The organism is Streptomyces sp. NPDC001985 (genome assembly GCF_040296845.1).
Taxonomy (GTDB): domain Bacteria; phylum Actinomycetota; class Actinomycetes; order Streptomycetales; family Streptomycetaceae; genus Streptomyces.
In genome coordinates, this window is sequence record NZ_JBEOYB010000002.1 from 84853 (window position 1) to 102084 (window position 17232).

Below are 17232 nucleotides of genomic sequence, written 5' to 3' on the forward strand. Positions count from 1 at the left end.
GGGGTCACTCCCCCGGCCGGTTCGCCGCCAGTCCGTCCAGCAGGAGGTTCATGCCGCGGGTGAAGTGGGCGTCCCAGTCGCCGCCGAAGACCGGGAAGTGGCCCGCGAGGGTGGGGTAGTCGGCGCGGTGGTCGTGGAGGTGGTCGTGGACGGCGGAGCGGGTGGTGGGTTCGTCGTGGCGGTGCCAGACGGATTCGGAGGAGGTGGTGCCGGTGACGTAGGTGGTGATGACGGAGGCGGCGGCGGAGAGGGCGGCTCCGTGGAAGCCGGCGGTGACCAGGGAGGCGTAGGCGAATTCGGAGCGGGCCAGGGCGTGGGGGCCTGCCAGGGGGCGGCTGTTGGTGAGGGGGGCCGCCCAGGGGTGGAGGAGGAGGACGCGGCGGAGTTCGGTCATGAAGGTGACGAGGTCCTCGCGCCAGGACGGGGAGTGCCCGGCGGGGAGGCGGACCTCGGCGAAGACGGCGTCCAGGGCGAGGTCGACGACATCGTCCTTGGTCGCCACATGCCAGTAGAGGCTGGTGGCGTGGGCCTCCAGGCGCTCGGCGAGGTTGCGCATGCTGAGCTGGGCGACGCCCTCGGCGTCCAGCAGGGCCACCGCGGCGGTGACGATCTTCTCCTGGGACAGCTGGGGTTTCGTCCGGGGCTTCTTCGCCGGGCGGAACCAGACATCGCCCGGTGCTCCCTGTCCTGCTCCGGCTCGTGGCTTGGCGCTCATGGGGCGACGGTACTTGAGGGCGCGGGGTGGTGGCGGGCCGCCGCCGCCCGGCGAAATGGGGTGGGCGGGGGCGGCCGGTCCTGCTAATGTCCCGGTTCGGGACGGCTCCACACCGTGCTTCCTTCTCTCCTTTCTCTGCAAAAGAACTCAGCGCGCTGACTTTCCGTCCCTGTTCCGTGCAACGAGCCCCGCGTGGTCACGCGGGGCTTTTCGCATGCGCGGGCCCCGGCGGAAAGCGGATGCGGCGCTTTCCGGGGCCTTGGTACGTTCGCTGATCCCGGTGGCGCACCGAGCCGCCGGCCGATGTGACCCGGCGGGTTCCGCCGGAGGGGGGAAGGGCCTTGCCGACCACGGCCGTATCACTGGGCACCGACCGGGGCCGCCGTTCACTCGCCGCCGCGCTGCTGGCGCGCCGGGGCGCCGTCTATCCGGCGGCCGGGGACGGCTCCGGGCCAGGGGCCTCGGGGGCCGGCGCCCGGTCGTCGCTGGACGGGCACGGGGGTGTCACCCTGCTGGAGGCCGATCTGGTCGAGCGCGGATATCTGATGTCCGACGCCCTCCGCCGGGCTCTGGTGGCGCTCGGCGCGCGGGAGTTGGCGGCGGCGGGGCGCGCGCTGCTGGCGGAGGTCGACGAGGCCCTCGGCGCGGACCGCGACCACACCCCGCTGTTCCGGGACTTCCCCGACAGCGTTCCGGCGGACACGCTCGGCTTCCATGTCGACCGTGTGCTGACGGTGCTGCTCCAGTCGCCGGAGCAGCCGTGTGTGCTGTGCTGCGGCGAGGGGACGGTGCACGCGGTCGCGCCGTGCGCCCATCTGGTCTGCCGTGACTGCTTCGACGGCACCGACTTCTCCGCCTGCCCGGTGTGCCGCCGGCACATCGACCCGGACGAACCCTTCCTGCGCGCCGCGGACGCCCGGCCCCGGGCGGGCCGCGGGCGGGCCCTGCCGGACCGGCTGCGGGTGCTCGCGCACGGCGGGGACCACACGGCGCGGGACGCCGACGCCGGACGCGAGCTGCGGGCGCTCCTCGCCCGGGCGGGCGCGCTGAGCCCGCAGGACTCGGACGATCTGGAGACCTTCCTCGGCACCCGGGAGCGCACCGATCTGTCGTGGCTGCCGGAGACCGTGCCGGGCCGTGAGACCAAGGCCCGGGTCCTGGCCTGGCTGCTGGCGGATTCGGCGGCGTACGAGTGGACTCTCCCGGCGCTGGCCCGGCTCGCCGACACCGCCACCGATGTGCTGCGGCTGCTCGTCGTGCGCTCCGGCGGGGACGCCGGGCTGCTCATCGTGGACCGGTTCACCGCCGTACCGCGTCCGCTGCGGCGCGCGCTGCTGGCGGTGCTCGACGGGCTCGACCCGGCCCGGGCAGCCGAGGACATGCACCGCCACGCGCGGGTGTGGAAGCGCGCGGCGGAGCTGCTGCACCCCTTCGAGTACGCCCGCCGCTATCCGCGCGCGGCGCTCGCGGTGGCGGCGCTGCGCGAGTTCCGGCCGGCCGGCGACGCTCTCGCGGAGCGGCTGAGCGCCGCTGCCCGAAAGGTGCCGGGAGCCGTCGCGGACGGTTCGCGGGTGACCGTGCGGCGCTGGTCGTCGCGGGTGGAGACGGCGCTCGCGGAGGGGGACGTCCCCGGCGCGCTCGCCCTGCTCGCACAGCGCCCGGGTGAGCTGCCGCGCCGCCTCGACCACCTTCTGCGGCTCGCCGGCGACGCGGAGGCCGGGCCGGTGCTCGACGCTCTGGCCGACGCCGTGCCCCGGGTGGCACCGGCCGTGCTGCTGTCGGCGCTGGGGGGAATCCGTACCCGCGCGCGGCCCGGCCGCGACCGCGTGTTCTTCCCCAAGGGAGGCAACGCGCGGGCGCACATCGTCGCCGATGAGCGCGGACCGCTGCCGGGTGGGGTGGTCGACCGTGCGGTCGCCGTGCTCACCGGGGAGGTGCTGCGCCGCTCGGCCGCGCTGCCGCCGGCGGGGACGGCGGTGATCGACGCGGCTCTCGACGGGGTGATCGCGCCGTTCGCCGAACGGACCGCCGCCCGCGCCCTGGTGACCCTGCCGCGCGGCAGTGAGCTGCCCGTGCCGGCCGGGCGGAGCGTACGGCTCTTTCTGCACTGGATGGAGAGCGAGACCTCGGGCCGCACCGATCTGGACCTCTCGGTGGCCCTCTACTCCGCGGAGTGGCGGCACACCGGCACCTGCGACTACACCCGGCTGCGGTACCGGGACGACGCGGCCGTGCACTCCGGCGACTTCACCAGCGCGCAGCCGCCGCACGGGTCGAGCGAGTTCCTCGATCTCGATCTGGACCGGCTGGCGGAGGAGGGGGTGCGGTACGTGGTCGCCTCGGTCTTCTCGTACAACAGCGTCCCCTTCGCGGAGCTGGCCGAGGGGTTCGCCGGGCTGATGGTCCGCGACGAGCCGGGCGGCCGGGGTCCGGTGTTCGATCCGCGCCAGGTGGAGCAGCGCTTCGATCTGACCGGGCCCGCGAGGACGGGGGTGCCGATGGTGATCGATGTGGTGGACCGGACCATGCGCTGGCTGGATGTCGCCCAGGGGGTGACGGGCACCCACCACTCGGTGGAGCGGCACGCGGACACCCTGGCGGTCCTCGGCCGGGGTCTCACCGAGCTGTTCACCTCAGGTGCCCGGGTGGGCCTGGGGGAGCTGGCGGTCTGGCGGGCGGCGGCCCGCGCGCGGACGGTGGTGGTCCGGCACTTCGACGGGTCGCTGAACGTCTACCGGCGGCGCGGCGAGGAGGGTGTGGCCGCCTTCGCCGCCCGTATCGGCACCCCGGACACCGACACGTCCGGGGCCCCGGGGGCGTCCGGGGAGCCCGCCCCGGATCTGGCGGGGGCGGAGCTGGCGTATCTGCTGCGGGGCGATCTGCCCCTGCGCTCCGGCGCGGAGGTGTTCGCCCTCCACCCGGCGGGGCTGGACGCGGGCGAGGTCCGGCTGCTGGCCGCGCCGGAGCTGGTGTCGTCGCTGGTGCCGGGGTAGAGGAGCGGCCGGCCGGCCCCGGGGGGCGGGACGGGGCGGGAGGGAGGGTGGAAGAATGGAGCCCCCCGCCCGTCTGTCCCGCCGCGTCCGGTGGCGGGAGCCGGCAGGAGTGAAGACGGTGCCCCGGGGTAGGCGAACCTCGCCGCAAAGCTGGGAAGGCAACGGGGTGCGAGAGCCAATGGAACAGATCGGACTGATTTACCGCGGTGACGTGCTGTCCCCGGAGGCCGTCCCGTGGGCCGGTGTGTGCTTCGACGGGGCGCCGGAGGGCATTGCCTCGGCGCGCTTCTTCACGGCGGACTTTCTGACCCGGGTACGGGAGACTCTCGCCGTTCCGGTGTCGGCCGAGGCGGTCGGGGCGGCCCAGCTCATCGTCAGCGAGCTGGTGACCAATGCCTGCAAGTACGCTCCCGGGCCCTGTCTGCTGGATCTTGAGGTGACCGGTGTCCGGAGCGGCGGGGCCGGCGGGGCTGGTGAGTCGGGCGGGGCCGGTGGGTCCGGTCGCTCCGGTGGCGGCCGGTCGGTGGAGATCACCGTCTGGGACGCCAACCCCGAGCTTCCGGTCGCGGGCAGCCCCCGGCCGGACCGGGTGGGCCGGCACGGTCTGGAGATCGTGCTCGCGCTGTGCGAGAGCTTCGAGGTCCGGCGGGAGCCGGTCGGGAAGCGCATCAGGGTACGGGTCCCGCTCGGGGCCGTCTGAGCGACAGCGACAGCGGGAGCGGCCGAGAGGTCCGGGCCCCGCGCCGTGGCCGTGCCGTCGCCGTGCCGGCGCCGCGCCGCCCCCTCCCTCAGGTCCCTCAGGGCTGTTCCGCCGACGCGGAGGACACCGCACCGGGTGCCCGCTCCGGAGCCGGGGGCGTCTGCTCCGCCGCCCGCGCGATATTGCGGGCCATCCCGCCGAAGACGACGGTGTGGAACGGCGACACGCTCCACCAGTACGCGTGCCCCAGCAACCCCCTCGGGTGGAACAGCGCCCGCTGACGGTACCGGGTGCGCCCCTGTCCGTCGCCCACCGCGCGCATCTCCAGCCAGGCGAGCCCCGGCAGCCGCATCTCCGCCCGCAGGCGCAGCAGCCGGCCGGGTTCGATCTCCTCCACCCGCCAGAAGTCCAGCGAGTCACCGACCCTCAGCCGCTGCGCGTCGCGCCGGCCGCGCCGCAGGCCCACTCCGCCCACGAACCGGTCGAGCCACCCCCGTACCGCCCAGGCCAGCGGGAAGGAGTACCAGCCGTTGTCCCCGCCGATGCCCTCGATCACCCGCCACAGCGCGGCCGGCGAGGCATCGACCGTCAGCTCCCTGCGGTCGGTGTAGAGGCTGCCGCCCGCCCAGTCGGGGTCGGTGGGCAGGGGGTCGCTCGGCGCTCCCGGCAGGGAGGCGGAGGACCAGCGGGTGGTGACATGGGCGTCCTGGACCCGCTGGAGGGCCAGGGTCAGGGCGGTGCGGAAGGAGAGCGGGCGGCCCGGCAGGTCGGGGACGTACCGCGCGATGTCGTGTTCGCGGCAGACGACCTCGTACCGCAGGGACTCGGTCAGCGGCCGGGCGATGGAGTGCGGTACGGGGGTGACCAGGCCCACCCAGTGGCTGGAGAGGCGGGGGGTGAGCACGGGGACGGGGACGATCAGCCGCCGGGGCAGCCCGGCCACGGCCGCGTAGCCGCGCATCATGTCGAGATAGGTGATGACATCCGGGCCGCCGATGTCGAAGGCGCGGTTCACCTCCCGGGGCATCCGGGCCGAGCCGCCGAGATAGCGCAGCACATCCCTTACGCCGATCGGCTGAATCCGGGTCCGTACCCAACTGGGTGTCACCATCACCGGGAGGCGCTCGGTCAGATAGCGGAGCATCTCGAAGGAGGCCGATCCCGAGCCGATGATCACGGCGGCGCGCAGCACCGTGGCGGGGACGGGGGCGTCGAGGAAGACGCGGCCGACCTCCGCGCGGGAGCGCAGATGCGGGGAGAGCCGGTGGGACGGGACGCCTTCGGGGGTGAGCCCGCCGAGGTAGACGATCCGGCCGACGCCCGCGTCGGCGGCCTGTTCGGCGAAGTTCCGCGCGGCCTCGCGGTCGGTCTCCTCGAAGCGCGAGCCGGTGCCGAGCGCGTGGACGAGGTAGTAGGCGACATCGACGCCGCGCATCGCCTCACGGAGCGACGCCGGGTCCAGGACATCGCCCCGGACGATCTCCACATCCTTCGCCCAGGGGTGGTCGCGGAGCTTCGCCGGGGTGCGGGCGAGGGCGCGGACCCGGTGGCCGGCCGCGAGCAGTTCGGGGACCAGCCGGCCGCCGATGTAGCCGGTGGCGCCGGTCACCAGGCAGGTGAGGGGCGGCCCGTCGGCCACGGGGGCCGCCGGGGTCGCCGGGGCCGACGGGTCCGGGGTCGTGCTGTCCGGGGGCGGGGCCGGGGCCCCCGGGGTCGTGCTGTCCGGGGGCGGGGGTGCGCTGTCCGGGGTCTCGCCGGGGGCGGCGCCGGGGGTCCGGCCCGTGGGCACGCCCCGGGTGTCGCCGGGCTGGTCGCCCGGGGTTCCACCGGTGGCTCGGTCCGTGGTCATCGGCGCCTCCCTCTCGCTTCCCCATCCTGCGGGACGCGGCCGGCGCCGTCCTGTCGCGCCGGCCGGATGCCCGCCGGATCACCGCTGGAGGTTACCGGCGGGTTCCCCGCAGGTGCCCCGTGCGGGCCCGCTCAACCGGCGAGGAAGTCGAGGACGACCCGGTTGACCACCTCGGGTCGCTCCAGATAGCCGAGGTGGCCGGTGTCCGGGATCTCCTCGTACCGCGCGCCGGGGATGGCGTCGGCGACCTCGCGGCTGAGGTGGGCCGGGATCGTGGTGTCGTCGGCGAAACCGATGACCAGGGTCGGCACGGTGATGGCGGCGTAGGCGGCGCGGCGGTCGCCGGGGCCGGAGAGTTCGAGCTGGGCCCGGGTCCCGGGGCCGATCGCCGACCCGGACATCTCGAAGAGTTCCAGCCAGTCCTGGGCGCGCTGCGGGTCGCGCAGGGTGGCCGGGGAGAGGTTGCGCAGCGCGTAGGCCGCCGCGTGGTACGCCGGGGGCAGCACGGTCTTCTCGTCGTGCAGCGCCTTCTCGCCGTCGTTCATCAGCAGCCCGGTGGTGTCCATGCGCGCGTGGGCGGCCATCGCCACCGCGTGGGTGATCAGATCGGGGCGGGCCAGCGCGAGTTCCTGGACCACCCGGGCGCCGAGGGAGGTGCCCACGACCCGGGCGGGGGCGCCGAGGTGGGTGATCAGCGCGGCGGTGTCGGCGACCAGATCGCCGATGGTCATGCCCTCCGCGCACTCGTCCGTCGGCGGTATGCCCCGGTTGTCGAAGGTGGCGACCCGGTAGCCGGCCGCGAGGAGGGCGGGGACCTGGTGCAGACTCCAGACCCGGCCCGGGCTGCCGGTGCCCATCACCAGGACGACGAGGTCACCGCTGCCCCGCACCTCGTACGACAGATTGATCCCGTTCAGCCGTGCCACCGGCATGGTCCGCCTCGCCTTCGCTGTCGTGGTGAAACGCCGTTCGGACGCTGGTCAGTTCGGGGCGAGCGCGTCGGCCCGGTCGGCGACATCGTCGTCGGTCGGCGCGTCGTCCTGGGTGAGCCTGAAGCGCCAGTATCCGCTGAAGGCGATGGAGCGCTTGTCGATTCCCCGCTCCCCGACCAGATGGCGGCGGAGCGTGCGGACCGCCGAGGCCTCCCCGGCCAGCCAGGCGAACACCTCGCCCTCGGGGAACTCGGCGGCCCGGACGGCCTCGGCGAGGAGCCGGGTCCGCCCGGCGTGGGCGCCGTCGCGGTGCAGCCAGTGCAGGGTGACATCGCCGGCGGTACGGAACTCCTGCTCCTCCTCCGGACCGGCGACCTCGACATAGGCGATCGCCCGCTCCCCCGGCTCCAGCGCCTCGATCAGCGCGCCGATGGCGGGGAGGGCGGTCTCGTCGCCCGCGAGGAGGGTCCAGTCGCGGCGGCCGGGGGTGCAGAAGTGGCTGGTCCCGGGGCCGAGCATGCCCACGACATCGCCGGGGGCGGCACCGGCCGCCCAGCCGGAGGCGGGCCCGCCGGGGTGGGTGTCGTCGCCGTGGAGCACGAAGTCGATATCGATCTCCTGGCGCTCCGGGTGGTGCGCGCGGATGCTGTAGGCGCGCATCCAGGGGCGCTCGGGCTCGGGCATCGCGAGGTAGTCCTGGTACCAGTGGCCCACATCGCCGTCGGCGGGCATCGGCGGGATGACCGGGGCGCGGTCGGGGCGCCGGGAGAAGAAGAGCTTCACCTGCTGGTCGGGGCTGACCGAGGTGAACCCGGCGAGATCCTCGCCGCCGAAGGTCACCCGGACCATGTGCGGGGTGATCCGCTCGACGCGGGTGACATGCAGTGCCGAATAGCTCAGCGGTTTGGCCACGGTCCACTCCCCGGGAAGCCCATTGATAATAAGGGAAGGCTAACCTAATTGATCCACCAGGCAGCAGGGTCACTCGGGGGGCCGTGTCGGGACGCGCGGGGCAAGCGCCGGGCCGGGTGCGCCGCCCCCGCCCGCCCCGCGCACGACCCGGGCCCTTCACCCGTACGGGCCCGAGCGGACGCCGCGCACGACCCCGGCGGCCCTGGCCCCGGACCGGGCGACCCCGGACCCGTCGGCCCGGACGGCGCGGGAGCAGTTGGCCGGAACCGTGGACCGGGAGGACAGGCGGGCCGGAACCGGGCACGCCACCGGGCCGAGACCGACCTCACCCCGACGGGCCCGAGCGGACGCCGCGCACGGCCCCGGGCAGCCGCGCCCATCCGGCCGCCCCGGGCGCCCTCCCGGGCTCCCGGCGGGTCAGCCGCGTGACGGGCCCGTGGCCACCGGGCGGGCGGGGTCGCGGGACCACTCCGACCAGGAGCCCGCGTACAGCACCGGGGTGAACCCCGCCAGCTCCAGCGCCACGGCCTGCTGGGCCGCCGACACCCCGGAGCCGCAGTAGACCCCGACCTCCCCGCCGCCCCCGGCCCCCAGCGCCGCGAACCGCTCGGCCAGCCGCCGCGCGGGCAGAAAGCGCCCCTCCTCGTCCAGGTTCTCCCCGGTGGGGGCCGAGACCGCGCCCGGGATGTGCCCGGCCACCGCGTCGATCGGCTCCACCTCGCCCCGGTACCGCTCCCCCGCCCGCGCGTCCAGAAGCAGCCCCGAACGGGCCAGCTCCGCCGCGCCGTCGGCGGTGAGCAGCGGCAGCGCACCCGGCTCGGGCCGGAAATCGCCCTCGGCGGGGTCGGGGACGACGGTCTCCAGAGGCCCGGCCCACGCCGCGAGACCGCCGTCCAGGACCCGTACGTCCCGGTGCCCGGTCCACCGGAGCAGCCACCAGGCGCGGGCCGCCGCCCACCCCTGGGAGTCGTCGTAGACGACCACGGACGAGTCGCGGGAGACACCGGCGCGGCGCATCACCGCGCCGAACGCCTCCGGGTCGGGGAGCGGATGACGGCCGCCGTCCCCGGGCGGACCCGCCAATTCCGCGTCCAGGTCGACGAAGACGGCCCCCGGGATGTGTCCGGAGTCGTACGCGGGCCTGCCGTGCGGCCCGCCGAGCCGGTAGCGGACGTCGAGGAGGACCGGTGGGCGGGACGCGGTCAGCTCCTCGGCGAGCCGGGCCCCGGAGATGATCGGTTCAATGGCGTTCATAAAGGCATCCTCGCGCACCACCGGCCGGCCCGGCGGGCCGGCATCGAACCGGCGCCGGACAGCCCACCGACCGGGGTACACCCCGGCGCCGAACCGGAATCGCCCCACCGAATTGGGCATCGTCCAGCGGGAACCCGCCAATTACGGCGCGGCCGGGGCGCGTGGAACGCCGGGCGCATGGAAGCATTCACACGGGGCGCGCACGGCCTCTCCACCCGACGGCACGCGCGCCCCGTCCCCCCGCACGGCCACCACGATGGTCCGAGGAGAGAGTGACGATGACCGAGGCGACTCGGCACCCGCCCGGCACACCCTGCTGGGTGAGCTTGATGGTGCACGGCCTTGACGTGACCCAGTCGTTCTACGGCGAGCTGTTCGGCTGGGAGTTCCACCCCGGGCCCCAGCAGCTCGGCCCCTATGTGCGCGCCCTGCTCGACGGCGAGGAGGTCGCCGGGCTCGGGCAGTTGCCGGCCGGCCGGAAGCTGCCCATCGCCTGGACCCCCTATCTGGCGACGGAGAGCGCGGACACCACCGCTGAGACCATCCGCTGCTGCGGCGGCACCGTGGGCGTGGGCCCGCTGGACGCGGCCGACGCGGGCCGGATGGCGATGGTGTCCGACCCGGCGGGCGGGGTGTTCGGGCTCTGGCAGCCCCGCGCCCACGCGGGCACCGCCGTCCACGGCGTCCCCGGCGCACCCGCGCGCTACGAACTGATCACGGCCGGCACCTCCGCCGTGGCCAAGTTCTACGAGACGGTCTTCGGCTACGACGGCGAGGAGGCCGACCCCTCGGGCCCCGACGTGGTGACGCTCCGGCTGGAGGGCCGCCCGGTGGCCACCCTGCGCGGGGTCGGCCGGGGGCCCGCGCACGAACCGGGGACCGCCTGGCTGACGTACTTCCAGGTCGACGACGCCGACCGGGCCGCGCACCGGGTGTCGGAGCTGGGCGGGAAGGTGCGGACCCCGCCCGGGGACGGGCCGTTCGGGCGGACCGCGACGGTGGCGGACCCGGAGGGCGCGGTCTTCGCCCTCCTCCAGCCCCGCCTCTGAGGCCCCCGGGGAGAGACGGAAGCGAAGGTCCACAGGAGTCGATCCTGTGGACCTTCGCGGTTCCTCAGCCCGGGGTGACCGGGCCCGAGCCTGTGCCCGGGGTGACCAGGCCGGAGCCCGAGTCCCAGGTGACCGGGCCCGAGCCTGTGCCCGGGGTGACCGGGCCCGAGCCCGTGCCCGTGCCCGGGGTCAGATACGGACCTGGTTCGCGGGGGCTCCGGCGCCGGAGGCGATGGTGCCGAGGCTCGCCCAGCCCCCGGTGAGTTCACCCCCGTTGTTCAGCCGGACGCGCACCGAACCGTCCGCCGCCACCACCAGATAGTCGGCCCGGCCGTCTCCGTTGACCTCGGCGAAGAGGACCTGGGAGCCGGGGGCGCCGGCGCTCGGGGCGTAGGCGCCCTGCGGCGTCCAGCCCCCGTTGCCGTTGCCGCCCTTGTTCAGCCAGGCCCGCACCGCCCCATTGGCGGCCACGGCCAGATAGTCGGCCCGGCCGTCGGCGTTGACGTCCGACAGCCGCACCTGGTCGCCGGCCGCGCCCGTACCGGAGGCGAAGGCGGTGCCGGTGCCCCAGCCCCCGTTGCCGTCCCCTCCGTTGTTCAGCCAGACGCGCACCGAACCGTCGGCCGCCACCACCAGATAGTCGGCCCGGCCGTCGGCGTTGGTGTCGGCGAACCGCACCTGGTCGGCGGGCGCGCCCGTACCGGAGGCGTAGATGCCCAGCGGGGTCCAGCCGCCGTGGCCGTCGCCGCCGTTGTGGAGCCAGGCGCGGGTGACGCCGGTGGGTTCGACCACCAGATAGTCGGCGCGGCCGTCCGCGTTCAGGTCGGCGAACCGCACCTGGTCGCCGGGTGCGCCGACACCACCGGTGATCTGGCCCGCCGGGGTCCAGCCACCGGTCCCGTTGTTCAGCCACGCGCGCACCGAGCCATCGGCGGCCACCACCAGGTAGTCGTCCCGGCGGTCGGCGTCGACATCGGCGAACCGGACCTGGGAGCCGGTGACACCGGTGGCGGGCGCCACGGTTCCGGCCGGGGTCCAGCCGCCGCCCACGCCCGTGCCGTCGCCCCCGTTGTTGAGCCAGGCGCGGATCGCGCCGGTCGGTTCCACGACCAGGTAGTCGGCGCGGCGGTCGGCGTCGAGGTCGGCGAAGCGCACCGATGAGCCGGGGGCGTTCGCCCCGGAGGCGATCTGTCCGGTGGCGGTCCAGCCCGTGAGGCCGGTGCCGCCCTTGTTGATCCAGGCCCGCACCGCGCCGTTCGTGTCGACCGCCAGATAGTCGGCGTACCCGTCGGCGTTGGCGTCGGCGAACCGCACCTGGTCGGCGGGCACTCCCACACCGGAGGCGATCTGACCGGCCTCCGTCCAGCCGGTGGTGCCGGTGCCGCCGTTGTTGAGCCACGCCTGGACCGCGCCCCGGGTGTCGACCGTGACGTAGTCGGCGTATCCGTCGGCGTTGAGGTCGGCGAACCGCACCTGGTCGGCGGAGGCCCCCGTACCGGAGGCGACCTGACCCGCCGCGGTCCAGCCGGCGATGCCGGTGCCGCCCTTGTTCAGCCAGGCCCGCACCGCCCCATTGGCGTCGACGACCAGATAGTCGGCGTATCCGTCGCCGTTCAGATCGGCGAACCGCACCGAAGCGCCGGGGGCGCCCACGCCGGAGGCGACCTGACCCGCCGCGGTCCAGCCGCCGCGCCCGTCGCCGCCCTTGTTCAGCCAGGCGCGCACGGCGCCGCTCGCCTCGACCACCAGATAGTCGGCGCGGCGGTCGGCGTTCAGGTCGACCTGGTAGTCGCCCAGACCCGTGCGGGGCACGGCGGGCCGCACATCGACCTGCTCGCTGATCCAGCCGTCGCGCGCGACCCGGGAGACGCCGCCGAAGAAGGCGTCCGCCATCTTCACGTAACCGGCGTCGTTCGGGTGGAGCCGGTCCCGCAGATCGGCCGTGGTGACGGCGGACATGTCGACATGCTCCACCTTGTGCCCCACGGCCCGCCGCTCCGCGACGATCCCCGGGATCTGGGCGTTGTACGCGGTGACCCGGGCCTGCACGGCAGGGGAGGTGGACGGCACCAGGGACGCCACGAGGACCGTGGTGGCCGGAGAGGCGGCGACGATCTGGTCGATCAGCCCGGCGAGCCGGGCCGGCGCGGTCGCGACCTGGTGGTTGCGGTCCATGTCGTTGGTGCCGATGTGCAGCAGGACGACATTGGGCCGGGCGGCGGCCAGCCAGCCGTCGATGTTGGCGGAGAGACCGTCGATCAGCCAGCCGGAGTGGCCCTCGTGGTCGGTGTCGGGGAGCTGGCCGTGCCGCTGCGAGCCGACGAAGTCCAGCGCGGTGGTCCGGCCGGTGAGCCGGGGCCAGAGCGCGGCGCGGTAGCTGGAACGGGTCGAGCTGCCCGCGCCCTCGGTGATCGAGTCGCCGAGCGGCATGACGGTGAGCCTCGGCACCGACCAGTCGTCGCCCTGCTCCGCTCGGGTGCCGCCGTAGCCGGGGGTGTCACCGTGGTACGTGTACTCGTTGAGCGCGTCGACGGCGCTCATCGGATTCCCGGTCTGGTAGCGGTCGATCGCGAGGAAGTTGGGCTTCTTCCGGGCCGCGGTGGAGCAGAACCGCTGGGCGCGGTTGAGCGCCTTCTGGTTGTCCCCGCCGGAGGTGATGTCCCCGGCGGCGTCCCGGAAGTGGTTCATGACGAACAGCCGCCGGAACTTTCCCTCCTCCTTGGCGAGCGGGACATCGCCCCAGCGGGAGTAGCAGCTCCAGTCCGAGTTGCCGATTCCGGCGCCCATGGACCAGTAGTTCTCCGCGGTCCAGTCGGACTGGTTCATGAACCCGAGCGACTCCTTGTCGTCCTTGGAGGAGAACAGGACGAGCCGCTTGTTCTCGGCGACCATCCGGGAGACCTTGGGCCAGCCCTGCGACCGCACATTCCACAGGGCGCTGTTCGGCTCGAACACCAGGCCGTTGAGGACTCCGGCGGCGCCCAGGTCGTCCCCGACCTCGGCCGCCAGCTCACCCGGCTCCGTGTAGTCCTCGACGAAGACCGTGACGATCTCGTTCCGGTACTCCTCGGCTCTGAGGAAGTTGGCGATGTCGACGACGACATCGGACATCGGCTGCGAGGTCGGCAGACACGCGCCGTGGCACATCCGGACCCTGCCGTTGAACTGGTAGGCGTCGAGCATCAGCCCCCGCACCCCGTTGCGCAGCTGGGTGGCGATGGAGTTGGGCTGGGCCGGGAAGGGCGCGGCGCCGTTGGCGTCGTCCTGGTTGTAGAAGGCGTTGTGCGTGGTGAGATGGGTCCGCTGGTCGAAGGTCGGATCGGCGGGCATGGCGCCGCGCGCGGGGTCGACCGGGGTGATGTACCAGAGCGTGTGGCGGTACGAGTCCCAGGCGTCCCGCGCCCCTTGCAGGCCGGGCTGGTGCGGCTTGGCGAAGGCGACGTCCTCGGCGACGGTGGGCTTCGCCGGCACCGTGGTGTCGAAGGTGACCTCACCGCCCTCGTGGGCGCTGCGCAGGATCTCCGCGCCGCCGGGCACGAGGATGCGGTACCGCTCCCCCGCCACGCGCTGGATCTGCCAGTCGGTCGCGGTCGCGGCGCAGTCGCGGAAGGCGAGCCGGGCCGCGCCCTCGGCGTTGGAGTCCCGGGCCGCGCAGCGGTCGTCCCGGGTGGGATTCCTGATCTTGTGGGTACCGGCGCCGGACGCCTCGAAGTACCACTGCTGGTTGTCCTCGTCCCCCTTGGGACGGCTGGTGCGGAGGAGGAGTTCGCTGCCCGATATCTGGTAGCCGCCGCCCACGCTCTGGATGGTGAAACGGCCCTCGGTGGGCGGTCCGGCGGGGGCGGGGACTGCGGGTGCCGGTGCGGCGGCGGGCCGCGCGGCGGCGCTCCCGGTGCCCGCTGTCAGGGTCCCGGCGGTCAGCGCTCCGGTGGTCAGCAGCAGGGCCAGCAGGCGCAGCGCCCGCCGGGCCCCGGGCCCGCGGGAAGAGGAGGCCGGGGCGGGGGTGCGGGAAACCGGTTCGCGGGACAGGGACTTCCGTCTTCGCGGCGTCCCCGGGAGATGTCTCATCAAGGCCCTCTGGTCGAGCGGGTCGAGCGGAACATCCCCACCTCTAGCCCAGTTCGATCACGCCGTCCATCGCTCCCCGCGGACTTGTCCGGACCTGCGGAGAAAGGTGACGCAAAGATCAGCCGCCCGGCGGCGGAGGGGCGGACGCCTCCCGGCCGGGGCCGGGCCGGCTCAGGCCGGGGTGACCGGCAGGACATCGGGCGACAGCGCGCCCGCCCGTACCGCCGCGCTGGTCATCCGCCGCCGGTGATGGCGCCGGCAGAGCACCTCGTAACCGATCTCCTCCACCGGGCGGTTCACATCGCCCACGACGACCTGCTCGCCCTCCACCACCATCTCCCCGCCCACCGTGCGGGCGTTGTGGGTGGCGCGCGCGCCGCACCAGCACATCGCCTCGACCTGGAGGGTCTCTATCCGGTCCGCCAGCTCGATCAGCCGCTGCGAGCCGGGGAACAGCTTGGTGCGGAAGTCGGTGGTGATGCCGAAGGCGAAGACATCCAGGTCCAGGTCGTCCACGACGCGGCCGAGCTGGTCGATCTGGGCCGGGGCGAGGAACTGGGCCTCGTCCACGATCACATAGTCGACCCTGCCGCCCCTGGACATCTGGTCCACCAGATAGCCGTACAGATCCATGCCCGGGGCGGCTTCCACGGCCTCCGTGACCAGGCCGAGCCGGGAGGAGAGCTTCCCCTCCCCCGCCCGGTCGTCCCGGGTGAAGATCACGCCCTGGAGGCCCCGGGCCGACCGGTTGTGACCGATCTGGAGTGCCAGAGTGCTCTTCCCGCAGTCCATCGTTCCGGAGAAGAAAACCAGCTCGGGCATGGGAGGTCGGGGCCTTTCGGTTCGGGGGCGCCGTGAGGGCGGAGGCGTCGTTGTGTCGGGGCGTCGTCGGGTCGGGGCATCGTTGTATCGGGGCGTTGTCAGATCAAGGGGCGCGACGGTGCGAGCGCGACGGGCGCTACGAGCGCACTTCGAGCAGCGGCACCAGCTGCTCCACCGGGGTCATCGAGCCGTGCATGCCGACGATCGCCGACTCGTGCGGCTCGGCGACGGAGGCGGTGATCGCCACATCCGCGCAGGCGGCGGCGACCACATCGCCGATCCGGCCGAGCACCCGCTCGTCGACCGACGGCCCGAACCAGCCGGCCTCGACGGCCTCGGCACGGCTCGCGACCCAGAATCTGTCGCCCAGCACCTCGCGCCAGACGGTGAGCACATCGGCCTCGGCGCCCGGGACCGCGTACACATGGCGCGCCCGGCCCTCGCCGCCGAGGAGGGCGACCCCGGCGCCCAGCTCCCAGTCCTCGTCGAAGTCGATGCGCGACTCCTCGTCGAAGGGGATATCGATCATTCCGTGGTCGGCGGTGACATAGAGCGCGGCGCGCGGCGGCAGCTGCTCGGCGAGGCGCTGCGCCAGCCGGTCGACGTACATCAGCTGGCCGCGCCAGGCGTCGGAGTCGATGCCGAAGCGGTGGCCCTTGCCGTCGACCTCGCTGTAGTACGTGTAGACCAGGGAGCGGTCACCGGCGGCGAGCTGGGCGGCGGCGAGGTCCATCCGGTCCTCGCCGGAGAGCCGGCCGTGGAAGGTGCCTCCGCTGAGGGCGACCTTGGTGAGCGGGGTCTGTTCGAAGACCGGGGACGAGACCTGCGCGGTGTGCACCCCGGCCTCGTGGGCGCGCCGGAAGACGGTCGGATACGGCTGCCAGGCGCCCGGGTCGGTGTACGGCTTCCACCGGAGCTGGTTCATCAGCTCACCGGTGGCGGGGTTGCGCGCGCTGTAGCCGGCCAGTCCGTGGGCGCCCGGGGGGAGCCCGGTGCCGACGGAGGCGAGCGAGGTGGCGGTGGTGGAGGGGAAGCCGGCGGTGATCGGGGTCCCGGTGCCGCCGCGCGAGGTGGGCAGCAGCGAGGTGAGGAAGGGCGCCTCGTCCGGATGGCTGCGGATCTGCTCCCAGCCGAGGCCGTCGATCAGGAAGACGCAGTTGCGGTCGGCCGGGCCCAGCTCCGGTATGAGCGGGCTGAACCCCGGTACGCCCTGTCCGGCCGCGAGGGTCGGCAGCAGATCGGCGAGCGATCCGGCGCCGTACGCGGGGACGGGGGCGCCGGCGAGCGCGAGCGGTTCGGGGTCGTCGGGCCAGAGGGCGGCCGTCGCGGGCTGGACCATCAGCGGGCGATACCGGTGGCCGCGGTCGCCTCGGAGATCGCCTGGGCGAAGACGAGGGTCTGACGGACCGTGTCCGGGCCGTCGCCGGCCTCGCTGACGCGGAGGCTGAGGTCGTCGGCGGTGGAGTTGCCCGTGTAGCCGTGGTCGGCCTCGCAGTTGGGGTCGCCGCAGGCGGCGGGCTCCAGGTCGAGCCGGGAGACGGCGCCCCAGCCGATGGTGAGGACGACCTCGCGGGGCAGCGTACCGGGGGTGTACGACTCCGGGTTGGCCACGACCCGGCTGACGACCACGGACGAGATCCGGTCGAGCTTCACGGACTCGGTGGAGGTGGTCGCGTACGGCGTGGGCGAGCTGGAGTCGGCCGTCTGCTCGTCGGTGTGGCTGACGATGAAACGGTTGGCGGTGAGAACGAGCACGGTGACGTGGCGGCGCACTTCATTGGCGTCGAACGTGGTCTCCTGGTGGACCAGGTACGACGCGATCTGCTCCCCGCCGACAGCGGCCTCCACCGCCTCTGCCACGAGAGCCGGGTAGTAGCCGCTGCGCTCGATCGCCGCGCGCAGCCCCTGGGTCGTCGTACCGGTCTTCGCCATGCGGTC

12 protein-coding genes are annotated in these 17232 nt (G+C 74.1%); 3 read left to right on the top strand and 9 right to left on the bottom strand.

The genetic code is table 11. The annotated features are described in order from the left end of the window. Positions 1 to 4: 4 nt before the first annotated feature. On the bottom strand, positions 5 to 715 hold the full coding sequence (locus ABT122_RS01205) for a TetR/AcrR family transcriptional regulator (RefSeq protein WP_351543396.1): 711 nt from the start codon (positions 713 to 715) through the stop codon (positions 5 to 7). A 341-nt stretch (positions 716 to 1056) separates the two neighbouring features. Between ABT122_RS01205 and ABT122_RS01210 the strand changes: the two genes are divergently transcribed. Both ABT122_RS01210 and ABT122_RS01215 read left to right on the top strand, forming a co-directional pair. Beyond that, positions 1057 to 3708, top strand: a complete 2652-nt coding sequence (locus tag ABT122_RS01210) for an MXAN_6230/SCO0854 family RING domain-containing protein (protein ID WP_351543398.1) — start codon at positions 1057 to 1059, stop codon at positions 3706 to 3708. Between the two features lie 178 nt (positions 3709 to 3886). Continuing rightward, the gene (locus ABT122_RS01215) at positions 3887 to 4408 is read left to right on the top strand and encodes an ATP-binding protein (RefSeq protein WP_351543401.1); all 522 of its coding nucleotides are present in this window, start codon (positions 3887 to 3889) and stop codon (positions 4406 to 4408) included. A gap of 97 nt (positions 4409 to 4505) precedes the next feature. On the opposite strand, the gene ABT122_RS01220 is transcribed toward ABT122_RS01215, so the two are convergent. The 4 genes from ABT122_RS01220 to ABT122_RS01235 all read right to left on the bottom strand — a co-directional run bounded on the left by ABT122_RS01220 (position 4506) and on the right by ABT122_RS01235 (position 9355). Beyond that, positions 4506 to 6257: an SDR family oxidoreductase gene (locus tag ABT122_RS01220; protein WP_351543404.1), complete on the bottom strand. Its 1752-nt coding sequence runs from the start codon at positions 6255 to 6257 to the stop codon at positions 4506 to 4508. A gap of 131 nt (positions 6258 to 6388) precedes the next feature. Further along, the gene (locus ABT122_RS01225; protein ID WP_351543407.1) at positions 6389 to 7189 is read right to left on the bottom strand and encodes an alpha/beta fold hydrolase; all 801 of its coding nucleotides are present in this window, start codon (positions 7187 to 7189) and stop codon (positions 6389 to 6391) included. 48 nt (positions 7190 to 7237) lie between these two features. Beyond that, on the bottom strand, positions 7238 to 8101 hold the full coding sequence (locus tag ABT122_RS01230) for a siderophore-interacting protein (protein ID WP_351543410.1): 864 nt from the start codon (positions 8099 to 8101) through the stop codon (positions 7238 to 7240). A 417-nt stretch (positions 8102 to 8518) separates the two neighbouring features. Further along, on the bottom strand, positions 8519 to 9355 hold the full coding sequence (locus ABT122_RS01235; protein WP_451068728.1) for a sulfurtransferase: 837 nt from the start codon (positions 9353 to 9355) through the stop codon (positions 8519 to 8521). Between the two features lie 278 nt (positions 9356 to 9633). Between ABT122_RS01235 and ABT122_RS01240 the strand changes: the two genes are divergently transcribed. Continuing rightward, positions 9634 to 10404: a VOC family protein gene (locus ABT122_RS01240; RefSeq protein ID WP_351543413.1), complete on the top strand. Its 771-nt coding sequence runs from the start codon at positions 9634 to 9636 to the stop codon at positions 10402 to 10404. Between the two features lie 189 nt (positions 10405 to 10593). Here the strand turns inward: ABT122_RS01240 and ABT122_RS01245 are convergent, their stop codons facing one another. From ABT122_RS01245 to ABT122_RS01260, 4 genes are all read right to left on the bottom strand, one after another. Next, entirely contained in the window at positions 10594 to 14472 is a 3879-nt protein-coding gene (locus tag ABT122_RS01245; RefSeq protein ID WP_351543416.1) for an FG-GAP-like repeat-containing protein, read from the bottom strand. Positions 14473 to 14643: 171 nt separating this feature from the next. Then, entirely contained in the window at positions 14644 to 15294 is a 651-nt protein-coding gene (locus ABT122_RS01250; RefSeq protein WP_351543418.1) for a thymidine kinase, read from the bottom strand. 136 nt (positions 15295 to 15430) lie between these two features. Beyond that, entirely contained in the window at positions 15431 to 16633 is a 1203-nt protein-coding gene (locus tag ABT122_RS01255; protein ID WP_351543420.1) for an alkaline phosphatase family protein, read from the bottom strand. Further along, positions 16633 to 17226 carry a DUF5998 family protein gene (locus ABT122_RS01260; RefSeq protein ID WP_351543423.1) on the bottom strand — a complete coding sequence of 198 codons (594 nt, stop codon included), beginning with the start codon at positions 17224 to 17226 and terminating at the stop codon, positions 16633 to 16635. Before ABT122_RS01260 ends, ABT122_RS01255 begins: the two co-directional genes overlap by 1 nt. Positions 17227 to 17232: the final 6 nt, after the last annotated feature.

Excerpts from the sequence above, each read along its gene's own strand:
- ABT122_RS01220 (WP_351543404.1), bottom strand. The coding sequence starts at position 6,257 with ATGACCACGGACCGAGCCACCGGTGGAACCCCGGGCGACCAGCCCGGC.
- ABT122_RS01235 (WP_451068728.1), bottom strand. The coding sequence starts at position 9,355 with ATGAACGCCATTGAACCGATCATCTCCGGGGCCCGGCTCGCCGAGGAG.
- ABT122_RS01215 (WP_351543401.1), top strand. The coding sequence starts at position 3,887 with ATGGAACAGATCGGACTGATTTACCGCGGTGACGTGCTGTCCCCGGAG.
- ABT122_RS01205 (WP_351543396.1), bottom strand. The coding sequence starts at position 715 with ATGAGCGCCAAGCCACGAGCCGGAGCAGGACAGGGAGCACCGGGCGAT.
- ABT122_RS01255 (WP_351543420.1), bottom strand. The coding sequence starts at position 16,633 with ATGGTCCAGCCCGCGACGGCCGCCCTCTGGCCCGACGACCCCGAACCG.
- ABT122_RS01260 (WP_351543423.1), bottom strand. The coding sequence starts at position 17,226 with ATGGCGAAGACCGGTACGACGACCCAGGGGCTGCGCGCGGCGATCGAG.
- ABT122_RS01225 (WP_351543407.1), bottom strand. The coding sequence starts at position 7,189 with ATGCCGGTGGCACGGCTGAACGGGATCAATCTGTCGTACGAGGTGCGG.
- ABT122_RS01245 (WP_351543416.1), bottom strand. The coding sequence starts at position 14,472 with ATGAGACATCTCCCGGGGACGCCGCGAAGACGGAAGTCCCTGTCCCGC.
- ABT122_RS01250 (WP_351543418.1), bottom strand. The coding sequence starts at position 15,294 with ATGCCCGAGCTGGTTTTCTTCTCCGGAACGATGGACTGCGGGAAGAGC.
- ABT122_RS01240 (WP_351543413.1), top strand. The coding sequence starts at position 9,634 with ATGACCGAGGCGACTCGGCACCCGCCCGGCACACCCTGCTGGGTGAGC.